This window comes from Oerskovia sp. PE-21s, from assembly GCF_056158145.1.
Genome location: NZ_JBUXJM010000001.1, coordinates 674,809 through 687,861, shown reverse-complemented (window position 1 = coordinate 687,861; position 13,053 = coordinate 674,809). Strand labels below are relative to the sequence as shown.

Here is a 13,053-nt window from a genome sequence, read left to right as displayed (position 1 = left end):
GGCGCCCTCCCCGGTGGGAGGGCGCCCTCACGGTGAGCTCCTGGCCTACTCCTTGGTCGAGAACGCCGCGTCGAACGCGGCCTCGGGAGCCTCGAACGCGTACTGCTTCACGAACGCGAGCGCCTCGGGCGCGCCCACGAGGCGGTCCATGCCCGCGTCCTCCCACTCGACCGAGATGGGCCCCTCGTAGCCGATGCTGTTGAGCATCCGGAAGGCGTCCTCCCAGGGCACGTCGCCGTGGCCGGTCGAGATGAAGTCCCAGCCGCGGCGGGGGTCGGCCCAGGCCAGGTGCGAACCCAGACGACCGTTGCGGCCGTTGTGCATGCGCTTCTTCGTGTCCTTGCAGTCCACGTGGTAGATCCGGTCCTGGAAGTCCCAGAGGAACCCGACCGGGTCCAGGTCCTGCCACACCATGTGGCTCGGGTCCCAGTTGAGGCCGAACGCCTTGCGATGACCGATCGCCTCGAGCGTGCGGACCGTGGTCCAGTAGTCGTACGCGATCTCGCTCGGGTGCACCTCGTGGGCGAAGCGGACCCCGACCTCGTCGAAGACGTCCAGGATCGGGTTCCACCGGTCGGCGAAGTCCTGGTAGCCCGCGTCGATCATGTCCTGCGACGCCGGCGGGAACATCGCGACGTACTTCCAGATCGACGAGCCGGTGAAGCCCACGACGGTCTTGACGCCCAGCCTCGCCGCGAGCCGGGCGGTGTTCTTCATCTCCTCGGCCGCGCGCTGCCGCACACCCTCAGGATCACCGTCGCCCCACACGCGGTCCGACAGGATGTCGCGGTGCCGCTGGTCGATCGGGTCGTCGCACACCGCCTGCCCCTTGAGGTGGTTCGAGATAGCGTAGACCTTCAGCCCGTGCGCCTCGAGCAGCGCGAGCTTGCCCGCGACGTACTCCTCGTCGTCCCAGCGCCACGGGTCCAGGTGGTCACCCCAGCAGGCGATCTCCAGGCCGTCGTAGCCCCAGCCCGACGCGAGGCGCACGACCTCCTCGAAGGGCAGGTCGGCCCACTGGCCGGTGAACAGGGTGATGGGTCGTGCCATGTCGATGTCTCCTTCGTTCCGACGCCCGGTGGTTCGGGATGTCTGGGTGGTTTCTGGGGCTCGGTGGGCGTACCGGCTCAGGGGCGCTTGGTGGCCGTCGCGCGGCGACGGAGCACGAGCACGGCCCCCGCTGCGAGGAGCAGGACCACGCCCCCCACGACGAGCGCCGTCGTCGGGACGCCCGACCCCTCGTCGCTCGCGGCCGCTGCCGAGGCCCCCTCTCCCGAGGCGTCGCCCTCGGCACCGTCCTGCGCACCGTCCTCCGCGGGCGCGGGCGCGGCGGGCGGCGGGACCACGTCGATCTGCGAGGTCGCGGTCGTGGCGACCGGGGTGGTCGTCGTCGCGGTCACGGTCCAGTGGCCGTCGGTCAGGACGTCGGGCGCGGACGTGTACCACCCCACGCCCTCGGAGGCCGACGAGAGCTGGAGGGGGCCGATCTCCGTCCCGGCGTCGGACACCGCCGTCACCATGACGTCGACGATCTCCTCGACCGGGTGCCCGTCCGTCTTGTAGGTCACGTTGACCGAGATGCCGCCGGCGCCGTCGCCGCCGATCGACAGGATGATGTCGCCTCCGTGCGCGCTCGCGGGCACCGCGCCGAGCACGGTCGCGAGCAGCGTCCCGAGCAGCAGCGCCATGCCGGCGGCCGCGGCCGCGCGCACGCGCCCGAGGGCGCGGGTCAGGGGGCCGGAGCGGGCGCGAGGGCGCGGGGTGCGCGCCCGGTCGGGACCGGTCTGCCGGTTCTGCTGCTGAGTCATGTCGCTCATCACCTCGTCGTGAAGAAGGGTCGTGCGTCGGGCTGTGCGGCCCGGTGGACCGAACGGTACTGCTGGACGTGCGGTGCACGACCGCGCCTCGCGCGGCGGTGCAGCCGGTGGTGCTCGCCCGCGGGTCGGACGTCCCACGGGCGCCCCCTCCGGTCTCGGAGGGGGTGGCTCCCGGCACCGGCCGGAGCACCGGGGTTCCGGTGCCGGGGGCCGGTGCTCCCCGGTCGCCGACTCACGTCGTCGTCCGGGGAGCACCCGGGTGTGCGCGGCCTTCGACCGTGCTGGCGAGGTCCCGGCCGAAGGGCCCTCGCCGGCACACGTCGGTCGACGCTCCACGGCACACCGGTCGTTGCCGGTGAGGTCGCGGCGTCACCGCCACGACCTCACCGGGGCCGGTCAGCCGCAGCTCGCCGCGGCGTGGTCGACCGTGTAGGTGGTGGTCCTCCCCTCGGCGTCCGTCGCGGTGACCGTGACCTGTCCGGCGCCGATCGACGCCGCACGGGTCGCGAACGACTGGTGGGCCGACTTGCCCGCCGCGACGCCCGTGAAGGTCTTGGTGCCGTAGGCCGAGCGGACCACGATCGTGACCGGGGCGTCGCCCGAGTTCACGGCCGTGACCGCGAGCGTCACGCGGTTCGCGACGCACTTCGGGGCCGCCGAGACCGTCACGGGGACGGTCTCGCCCGCGGGCACGTCGACCGACTGCGCCGAGACGTTCCCGGCCATGTCGGTCGCCCGGTACGCGAACGTCACGGCCTCGTCACCGACGGCGACCGGGGCGTCGTACGCGGCCCAGGTCGTCCCGTCGAGCGAGTACTCGACCGAGGCGACGCCCGAGACGGCGTCCGTGGCGACGACCTCGACCGTGCGGTCCTCGCGCAGCGTCGCCGCCACGCTCGGGCCGTCGGCGTCGATCTTGACCACCACGTCGGCGCCCGTCGCGTTCTCGGTGCCGGCCGAGGCCCGCACCTTGAGCGTGTGCTCGCCCGGGCCCGACACGACCACGGGGGCCGTGTACTCGGCCCACGCGCCGCCGTCGAGCTGGTACTCGCGGTAGACCTGCTGGCCGGCCGCACCGCCCGTGGTGGCGACCGTGACGGTCACCGGACCGGTCCACCAGCCGTTCGCGCCCGACGGCGAGGCCGGGTCGAGCGACCCGCTCACCGTGAGCGGCTCGGCTGCCGGGCCCACGACCTTGAAGTGCTCGAAGGTCGCGGTCGCGGAGGCCTGCTGGCCCGCGCCCAGGGCGTACAGACCGATCTTCGCGTCCGCCAGACCCGGGTTGGTGACCTTCTCCGCCATCTCGGTCCACGTCACGCCGTCGGCGCTGTACGAACCTGTGTAGGTCGTGCCCACCTTGGCCAGACGCAGCCACCACACGCCCTGCGTCAGGCTGTTGACGTTGGGCTGCGGGTTGAGGACGGTCGCATCGGCCTCGCTGCGCATCTCGAGCCCACGGTCGACCGCCGCGCCCGGCTGGTTCTTCGTGATGAAGTCCAGCTTGACGTAGTTGTCGTCGTCGCCGTACAGGATCAGACCACCCTGCTGGTACTGCTGGTCGAACGTCGAGCCGTCGACCTTGGTCTCGACGGTCCAGTCACCGGCAGGCTGGTCCTGCAGGACGATGTTCGGCACGTCGGTGTTGCCCGTGCCGTAGATGTCCGTGGGCGTCGTGTCGATCTCGAGCTTGCCACCGGCCACCCGGAGGCCCGACGCGTCAGGACGGACCACGGAGCCCCAGCGGCAGCCGTCGAGCGACGTCCCCTCGAACTCGTCGTCCGGCCCGGCCGCGGTGGCCGTGTCGTCCGGCGTGATGTGGAACCAGTCGAACTTCGCGTCGACCACGTCGGGGACGGAACCGTCGTTCGCGAACGCGACGAGCCCGATCTTCGGGTTCACGAGCCCGTGCAGCGACTTGGTCTCGGACATGGCCGTGAAGTCCAGACCGTCGGCCGAGTAGTACGCCCGCAGGTTCGACCCGTCGCTCGTGTAGCGCACGTAGAACGTGTCGGGGAACGCGGCCCCCAGGTTCGCCGTGTTGGACGCGGCCACCTCGTTGGGCGTGCCGTTCTCCTCACGGATGAACTGGAAGATGCGCTGGCTCGCGTCCGGCGTGGTCGAGCGGCCCTGGATGACCATCTTGGCGTAGTTGTCACCGTCGCCCCACAGGAGCAGACCGGCCTGCTGGTACTGCGCGCGTGCCGGGAAGGTGACCTTGGCGGTCGCCGTCCACGGACCCGAGGGCAGGTCCTGCAGGACGATGTTGGACACCGGTCCCTCGCCCTGGCCGTAGAAGTCCGCCTTGCTCGCGGGGATCACCAGGTGACCGTCGGAGACCGCGAGCTTCTGGTCCCGGCGGATGATCGTGGACCAGCGGTCCTCGTCCACCGCGGTGCCCGTGAAGTCGTCCGAGCGGCCCGAGAAGCACATGACCGGACCGGCCTCGTTGACCTTGATGTTCACGTACTTGACCGTGTACGCGCCACCGGCGTCGGTCACGCGGACCTGCAGCCGGTAGGTGCCGGCGGCCGTGTACGTGTGCGAGAACTCGGGACCGCCGTCGACGAACCCGCCGCCCAGCCCGTCGTCCCACGCGTAGACCAGGTCGGACGCCTCGCCGTCGGGGTCGGAGCCCGTCGCGGTCGCCGTGACCGTCAGCGGGGCCGGACCGACGAGCGTGGGCACGTCGAGCTCGACGTCGGGACGGACGTTGTCCGTCACGCCACGGCCCTCGATGTCCATCCAGTTGACGTTGATGCCGCCCGAGAGCAGGACGAAGTAGAGCGTCCCGCTGCCTTCCGGCACGTTCGTCAGCTGCGTCGACACGTCGCGGTAGACCTGCCAGTCCCCCGTGTTCGGCACGGTGATCCGGCCGATCTCGGGGCCGTCCGCCGCGTCCCAGCGCAGCGAGACCACGCCGTTCGCGTTGGGCGAGGCCACGCGCAGGCTGATCGCCTCGACGTTGGCCAGGCTCACGGGCTCGTGCGCCCACCAGTCACCGGGCTCGATGTAACCCAGGTTCTGGCCGCCGCCCGCGGAGTCCGAGGTGGTCTCCTTCTGGACGCCGGGGGTGCCGCTCGTGCCGATCGAGGTCTCACGACCCGTCGAGGTGTAGAACTCCGACTGGACGCGCTTGGGCTGGAGCACCTGCAGCGCGTTGCCCGTGAGCGGGACGCCGGCGTCGCCGCCGTCGTCCGTGTACGAGCCCTCGATGACCCAGAAGATGTTCGACTCGATGCCGTGCCCCTCGTCGCGAGCGGTCTGGAGCACGCCCTCGCAGCCGTACAGCTCCTCCATGGGGTGCGCGTGCGAGTCGTGGCCGAGCGAGGTGCGCAGCGCCACCGTGGAGCAGTCCACCTCACCGTCGGGGTCGTCGACCGTGATCCGGTAGCGGACCTGGTCACCCCACTCGAAGAACCCGCCGTTGTCCGGGAACTCGATCTTCACCACGGGCGCCTGGTTGCCGACGACGATCGTGACGTTCGCGACCGCGAGCTTGCCGTCGGGGTCGCTCACCGTGAGCTGCGCCGTGTAGGAGCCGTTCGCGGTGTAGGTGTGGGTCGGGTTGGCCTCGGTCGAGGGCGCGGAGCCGTCGCCGAAGGTCCACTGGAGCGAGATGGGCTCGCCCGCCGGGTGACGCGTGCCCTCCGAGGAGAACTGGACCGTCAGGGGCGCGGAGCCGCTCGTCACGTCCGCCTGGGCGTGCGCGATGGGCGACGGGTCACCCTGGACGTAGTTGACCTTGTAGACCGCGCTCGAGTCGTTGTTGCCGCCGAAGCCCGAGCCCCAGTCGATCACGTACAGCGCGCCGTCGGGACCGAAGTCGAAGTCCATCGGCCGGTCGAACCCGTTGGACGGGTCGAGCACGCCCGGCAGCACCCGGTTGATGTCGACGATCTGGTCACGCTTGTCGCCGTCGAGCTGGATCGAGAACATCGTGCCGTGGTTCCACTCGCCGAACAGCGCCTTGCCGTCCCAGTACGCGGGCCACTTCACGTCGGAGTCGAGCTCGGGGTCGAACTCGTAGACGGGACCGCCCATGGGCGCACCGCCGCCGCCGATCTCGGGGAACTGCGGGTTGGCTGCGCCGGTGTACCAGATCTCGGCGGCCGTGGCGGCCGGGAGCTTCTGGATACCCGTGTTGTTCGGCGAGTCGTTGGTCGTGCCCGCCGCGCAGTCGAACGACGCACCGGACTGGCCGGTCGCGAAGTTGTAGTCGACGTAGGACGTGTTGGCGCCCGTGCAGTACGGCCACCCGTAGAAGCCGGGCTCGCTCACGACGTTCCACTCGACCGCGCCCCGAGGACCGCGGGCCGGGTCGGCCGCCCCCGAGTCGGGACCGTAGTCGCCGACGAGGACGTTGCCCGAGGCCGGGTCGAGACCGATCCGGAACGGGTTGCGGAAGCCCATGGCGTAGATCTCGGGGCGCGTCTTGTCGGTGCCCGGGGCGAACATGTTGCCCTCAGGGACCGTGTACGTCCCGTCGTCCTGCGGCGTGATGCGCAGCACCTTGCCGCGCAGGTCGTTCGAGTTCGCCGACGAGCCCTGGGCGTCGAAGTGCTTGCGACCGGGGCGCTCGTCGGTCGGCGTGAAGCCGCCCGACTCGAACGGGTTGGTGTTGTCCCCCGTGGCGAGGATCAGGTTGCCGTCCTCGTCGAAGATCATGTCCCCGCCCGCGTGGCAGCACGTGTCGCGCTGCGTCGTCACGGTCAGGACCCTCTTCTCGCTCGCGAGGTCGAACGTCCTGGACGCCGCGTCGTAGGTGAAGCGCGAGATCCGGTTGTGCGGGCCGTCCGACCCGACGTTCGCGGGCGACCAGTAGGCGTAGAGCCAGCCGTTCGCGGCAAAGTCGGGGTCGAGCACCAGGCCCAGCAGCCCGTCCTCGTTCGCCTGCGTCACGTTCAGCGTGAGCGCCGTCGAGGTGACGTTGGTGTCGTGGTCGATGCGGCGGACGCGGCCGTCACGCTCGGCGTAGAACACCGTGCCGTCGGGTGCGACGTCGAGCATCATCGGGTTGCTCGTGTCCTCGTCGAGCGCGACGCGCTCGAAGCTCGCGCTCTGCGTCGCGTTGCAGTCCGAGTCGACGACGCCCGCGGCGGTCTGGATGCCGCCCAGCAGGTGCTCGACGAAGTTCGGCTCGGTGTAGCTGGCCTGCGTGTGGCCGCCACCGGTGTACCAGGAGCGCCCGCCCTCGTAGGTCTGGCACCAGGCGATCGGGTGGTCGGAGCCCATCTTGGCGCTGCCCGCGTCGTAGGACGTCTCGTCGAGGCTCGCGAGCACGTGCACCTTGTCGCGCGGGCTCGTGCGGAAGTTGTACCACTCGTCGAACCTGTCCCACCGGGACGGCAGGTGCGCGGTCGAAGGGTGGACCCCGTCCTCGACCTTGATCGTGGCGTCCTGGTTCTGCGGGTGACCGGAGAAGTAGGCGCCCACGAGGTTGCCGTACCAGGGCCAGTCGTACTCGGTGTCGGACGCCGCGTGCACGCCGGCGTACCCGCCGCCGTTGGCGATGTACCGCTCGAACGAGGCCTGCTGCTCGGTGTTGAGCACGTCGCCGGTCGTCGAGAGCCAGATCACGACCTCGTACTGCGCGAGGTTCGCGTCGTTGAAGTCGGCCGCGTCCTCCGTGACGTCGACCGTGAAGCCGTTCTCGGTGCCGAGCTTCTCGATCGCCGCGATCCCGGCGGGGATCGCGTCGTGCCGGAACCCGGCGGTCTTGGAGAAGATCAGGGCGTCGAAGGGCGCCGCGGCGGCCTCCGGGGCCGCCGCGACGGACGCGGCCGGCCGGACGGAGCTGAGGGATCCGGGTGCAGCGGCGAATGCCGCCGCCCCGGTCGCCATGGACAGTGGGAGGGCCACCGCGGTAGCGGCGACGGCCGCGACCGTGCGCATCGTTGCGCGCGGTGCTCTCCAGAGCACGTTTCTCACCAAGGACTCCTCGTGATGATGGGACAAGGGTGCTGCGCTCCGGGGCGACGACGGCATCGGCCATGACCCGTCGTCGCCGGTGACGGACCTGCTCCGCCGGGCATCTCGCACCACGTTCCACGTGGCTCCCCCGCCGGTCCGGCGGGACGGTGGACCTCCTCTCAGATCTGCTGCCAGTCGCTGTCGGACGCAGCGCTGCGCTCGACGGCTTCGAGGACTCGCTGGACGGCCAGGCCGTCGGCGAAGGACGGGGTGGGCTGGGTGCCTGCCGCGACGTCGCGCACGAGGTCGACGGCCTGGTGCGTGAACGCGTGCTCGTAGCCGAGCCCGTGGCCGGCCGGCCACCAGCTCGCGATGTACGCGTGCTGGGGCTCGGTCACGACGATCCGCCGGAATCCCGCGACCTGCGGGTCGTCGGACGCGTCGAAGAAGTGCAGGACGTTCATGTCCTCGAAGTCGAACGCCACGGAGCCGCGCGAGCCGTTGATCTCGAGCCGGATCGCGTTCTTTCGACCGTAGGCGAAGCGGGTGGCCTCGAAGACCCCCAGCCCCCCGCCCGTGAGCCGTGCGAGGAAGACCGCGGCGTCGTCGACCGTGACCGGGCCCTTCTCGGTGCCGGCGGTGCCGGACAGGCCCGAGAAGCCGGTCGCGATCGGGCGCTCGTCGACGAACGTCTCGAGGACCCCCGAGACCCCGGTGATCGCCTCGCCCGTGATGAACTGCGCGAGGTCGATGATGTGCGCCCCGATGTCGCCGAGCGCCCCGGACCCCGCCTTGGTCTTGTCGAGGCGCCACGAGAGCGGCACGTTCTCGTCGGCGATCCAGTCCTGGAGGTACTGGGCGCGCACGTGGCGGACCGTGCCGATCCTGCCGTCGACGACGAGCTGGCGTGCGAGCTGGACCGCGGGGACCCGACGGTAGGTGAAGCCCACCGTGGAGAGCACACCGCGCTCCGCGGCCGCCTCGGCGGCGGCGACCATGAGCTCGGCCTCGGCGACCGTGTTGGCCAGCGGCTTCTCGCACAGCACGTGCTTGCCCGCCTCGAGCGCCGCGATCGCGATCTCCGCGTGCGTGTCGCCCGGGGTGCAGATGTCGACCAGGTCGACGTCGTCGCGCGCCACGAGCTTGCGCCAGTCGGTCTCGACGTCGCGCCAGCCGAGCTTGTGCGCGGCCGCGGTGACCGCGTCCGCGTTCCGGCCGGCCAGCACGCGCATCTCGGGCGCGAGCGGCAGGTCGAAGAACCGCGGTGCGGTGCGCCATCCCTGCGAGTGGGCAGCCCCCATGAACGAGTACCCGACCATGCCGATCCCGAGGGCCGGGTGACCGTCTTGCGCCATCTCAGGCACTTCCTTTCGTGGTGGACGTCACGGGCGGGCGGGAAGCCGGGGCGACCGGCCCGCCCGTGACGACGACGGGGTGGGACGTACTCAGGACTGGAAGGCCGACGGCAGGTACTCGTCGACGTTGTCCTTGGTCACGACCGGCGCGTAGAGCTGGATCTGGCGCGGGACGCCCATCGAGGCGAGGTCGCTCATCGACTTGCCCTGGACTGCGAGGCGGGCGAGCTTGATGCCGTCGGCGGCCTGCGTGGACGGGTAGACGACCGTGGCCTGCAGGACCGTGTCGCCCGCCTTGATGTCCTCCATGACGTCCTTCGACCCGGCGCCGCCGACCATGAAGAACTCGTCACGGCCTGCCGCGTCGATAGCGGAGAGCACGCCGATGCCCTGGTCGTCGTCGTGGTTCCAGATCGCGTCGATCTTGGGCGCGGCCTGCAGGAGGTTCGACGCGGCCTGCTCGCCGCCCTGGACGGTGAAGTCGGCAGCGACGCGGTTGCTCACGTCGAGCCCGCAGCCCTTGAGCGCGTCGGCGAAGCCCTGGCTGCGGTCCTGCGTCAGGGGCAGCGAGTCGATGCCGGCGATCTCGGCGATGACCGCGTCCTTGTTGTCCCCGAGCTGCTCGCAGATGTACGTGCCGGCGCTCACGCCCATGCCGTAGTTGTCGCCGAGCACGGTGGCCCGTGCGGCGAACGGGCTGGAGAACTCGCGGTCGACGTTGATGACCGTGATCCCCGCCTCCATGGCGTCGGTCGCGACCTCGGTCAGCGCGGCGCCGTCGAACGGCAGGATGACGATCGCGTCGACGCCGTCGTTGATGAAGGTCTCGATCTGGCTGATCTGGAGGTTGACGTCGTTGGTGCCCTCGGCGACCTTGAGCTCGACGTCAGGGTACTTGGCGGCCTCGGCCTGGGCGGCCTTGGTGATGGCTCCCATCCAGCCGTGGTCGGCGGCCGGGGCCGAGAACCCGATGACGACCTTGTCGCCCGACGCGTCGTTGTCGGACGACGCGACGGGAGCGGCGGCCGCGCCGGTCTCCTCGGCCTCCGGGGTGTTCGACGTGCAGGCCGACGCGAACAGCGCGACCGAGGTCAGAGCCACGGTGGCGAGGGTCAGGCGGCGACGCACCGAGGTGCGGGTACGAGCGGACATGAGGATCTCCCTTGATTCTGGTCCTGCTGGTGCTGGTTGGGACGTGCGGGGTCCGGCCCCGGGGGGCGGGGCCGTGGTGCGGTGGTGCGGTGCGGTGGTGCGGTTGCGAGAGGCCCCGACGGCGGGGCGTCAGGCGGATCTGGCGCGCGAGGCGAATCGCTGCTGGAGGAGCACGGCGACCACGATGATCACGCCCTTGGCGACGGCCTGGGCCGAGGTCGACATGTTGTTCTGCGTGAAGACGTTGGTCAGCGTGGTGAAGATGAGGACGCCGAGCACGGTGCCGACGATCGTCCCGCGACCGCCCACGAGGAGCGTCCCGCCGACGACGACCGCCGCGATGACGTCGAGCTCGTAGAACAGGCCGTTCGTCGAGGACCCGGCCGTGGTGCGGGCGAGCATCATGACGGCCGCGATGCCGGTCGTGAGACCGACCAGGCCGTAGAGGTACATCGTGTGGCGCTTGACCTTGATGCCTGCGAGCCGGGCCGCCTCGGGGTTGCCACCGACGGCGACCGTGCGGCGGCCGAACGTCGTGCGGTTGAGGAGGAACCAGCCGGCGACGGCCACGACCGCGAACATCCACACGAGCACGGGGACGCCGAGCAGGTCCGCGCGGAAGAAGTCGAGGAACGCGTCGACCTCGGTGACGCGCTGCGTCTGTCGGTTGGAGATCATCTCGGCGAGACCGCGGGCGCCCACCATCATGGCGAGGGTCGCCATGAACGCGACGACCTTGCCGTAGGCGACGAGGACGCCATTGATCAGGCCGCACGCCGTGCCGACCGCGAGGGCCACGCCGACCATGACGATCCAGTGGGTGTCGGCGGCCATGGTCTGGGTCGCGAGCGTGCTCGCCCAGACCGTGGCCAGTCCCATGACGGACCCGACGGACAGGTCGATCCCGCCGCCCGTGATGACGAAGGTCATCCCGATGCTCAGGACGCCCAGGACGGCGGCAAGGCGCAGGATCGTCAGCAGGTTGTTGACGTTCGCGAAGTTCTCCCCCGCGGTTGCGTACCCGACGATGCACAGCGCGACGAGCGCCACGACGAGGCCGATGTTCCGCCCCACCGATCCACTGAACAAATTGCGGCGCGACCGTCTGCCGTCGGGTACCTCGGAGCTCGGGGCGTGCCCCGGTCCGTCCACGACGGCGGCGCGAGCCACCTCCTGCTCGCTCATGCGGCACTTCCTTCCATGACGAGGTCGAGCACGCCGTGCTCGTCGATCGAATCTGCTGGGCCTTCGTGCACGACGCGTCCCTCCGAGATCACGAGGACGCGGTCGGAGAGACCGAGCACCTCGTCGATCTCGCTCGAGACCACGAGCACGGCCGCACCGGACGCCGCGAGGTCGCGGATCAGTGCGTAGATCTCGGCGCGCGCCCCGACGTCGACGCCCCGGGTGGGCTCGTCGAGCAGGAGGACCCGGCACCCGTGCACGAGCCAGCGCGCCAGCAGCGCCTTCTGCTGGTTGCCGCCGGACAGAGTCCGGGCGTTCCGCTCGACCCCGGCGGGGCGCAGGTCGAGCGAGACCGCCTGCTCCTTCGCCGCGGCCCGCTCCGCCCTCTCGTCGAGGAAGCCCGCCTTCGCGAAGCGAGCGAACGTCGAGAGCGTGATGTTGCGGTAGACGGGTTCGTCGAGCAGCAGGCCCTGGCTCTTGCGCTCCTCGGGGCACAGGCCGATGCCCGCGTCGACCGCGGCGGCGACCGAGCCGCCGCGGAGCTTCTTGCCGCCGACCGCGACGGTCCCCTGGGTCGCACGACGCGCCCCGTAGACCGTCTCGAGGATCTCGGACCGGCCCGAGCCGACGAGCCCGGCGAAGCCGAGGACCTCACCGGCACGGACCTCGAACGAGACGTCCGCGAACTTCCCCTCGAGCCCGAGCGACTCGACCGCGAGCAGCACGTCCGCGTCCTCGGCGACCGGCTCGCGCCCCGGGAAGACGTTGTCGACCGCGCGACCCGTCATGAGCTTGATGAGCTCGGCGGTCGGTGTCTGCGAGACCGCGAGGTTCTGCGCGACCGTGCGCCCGTCCTTGAGGACCGTGATCCTGTCGCCGATCGCCCGGATCTCCTCGAGGCGGTGCGAGATGTAGACGATCGCGACCCCGCTCTCGGTGAGCTGGCGCACGACGCGGAACAGGTTCTCGACCTCTTCGCTGTCGAGCACGGCGGACGGCTCGTCCATGACGATCACCCGTGCGTCGTGCGAGAGGGCGCGGGCCATGGACACGATCTGCTTGCCCGCGGCGGACAGCTCGCCCACCTCGCGGTGGGGCGAGATCTCGGGGTGCCCCAGGCGCTTCATGAGCTCACGCGTGTTCCTGGCCGCCGTCCGGCGGCTGGAGAAGCCCGCGGTCGACAGCTCGTGCCCGAGGTAGATGTTCTCGGCGACCGTCAGACCGTCGACGACGTCGAGCTCCTGGTACATCGTGGCGACCCCGAGCTTGAGCGCGGCCACGGGGTGCGGGATGGTGACCACCTCGCCGTCGATGAGGATCTGTCCCTCGTTGGGCTGGTGCGCGCCGGCTAGCACCTTGATGAGGGTGGACTTGCCGGCCCCGTTCTGCCCGAGGAGACAGTGGACCTCTCCGGGGAGGATGTCGAGATCGACGCCGTCGAGTGCTCGGGCGCCGGGAAACTGCTTGACGATGCTCTGCATCTGCAGGAGCGGCCGGGTGGGCTGAGGGTCTGCGTTGACCATGTGGGAGAAACTAACCGACCTTTTGACGGCGGTCAAGCAGAAGGTCCTGATCTTTCGCTTCGTTACCCCACCGTGACCGACAAAAGTGGGCATGACCGTCCCAACCGCCGA

Annotated in this window: 7 protein-coding genes; all 7 read right to left on the bottom strand. The window is 70.6% G+C overall.

Annotated features, from left to right (window positions below; genetic code table 11):
• Window positions 1-45 precede the first annotated feature (45 nt).
• Window positions 46-1,050 (bottom strand): sugar phosphate isomerase/epimerase family protein, encoded by a 1,005-nt coding sequence (locus ACZDYF_RS02875; RefSeq protein WP_191792191.1) that lies wholly within the window; start codon window positions 1,048-1,050, stop codon window positions 46-48.
• Between the two features lie 77 nt (window positions 1,051-1,127).
• Complete coding sequence (locus ACZDYF_RS02870) at window positions 1,128-1,817, bottom strand: hypothetical protein (protein WP_475053097.1); 690 nt, start codon at window positions 1,815-1,817, stop codon at window positions 1,128-1,130.
• 396 nt (window positions 1,818-2,213) lie between these two features.
• Window positions 2,214-7,745, bottom strand: coding sequence for a ThuA domain-containing protein (locus tag ACZDYF_RS02865; RefSeq protein WP_475053092.1), 5,532 nt, complete (start codon window positions 7,743-7,745; stop codon window positions 2,214-2,216).
• 161 nt (window positions 7,746-7,906) lie between these two features.
• Window positions 7,907-9,082 (bottom strand): Gfo/Idh/MocA family protein, encoded by a 1,176-nt coding sequence (locus tag ACZDYF_RS02860; RefSeq protein WP_475053086.1) that lies wholly within the window; start codon window positions 9,080-9,082, stop codon window positions 7,907-7,909.
• 90 nt (window positions 9,083-9,172) lie between these two features.
• On the bottom strand, window positions 9,173-10,234 hold the full coding sequence (locus ACZDYF_RS02855) for a substrate-binding domain-containing protein (protein WP_475053079.1): 1,062 nt from the start codon (window positions 10,232-10,234) through the stop codon (window positions 9,173-9,175).
• Between the two features lie 129 nt (window positions 10,235-10,363).
• Entirely contained in the window at window positions 10,364-11,419 is a 1,056-nt protein-coding gene (locus ACZDYF_RS02850) for an ABC transporter permease (RefSeq protein WP_191792195.1), read from the bottom strand.
• Window positions 11,416-12,942 carry a sugar ABC transporter ATP-binding protein gene (locus ACZDYF_RS02845; RefSeq protein ID WP_475053070.1) on the bottom strand — a complete coding sequence of 509 codons (1,527 nt, stop codon included), beginning with the start codon at window positions 12,940-12,942 and terminating at the stop codon, window positions 11,416-11,418. The genes ACZDYF_RS02850 and ACZDYF_RS02845 overlap by 4 nt, the downstream gene beginning before the upstream one ends.
• Between the last annotated feature and the right edge of the window lie 111 nt (window positions 12,943-13,053).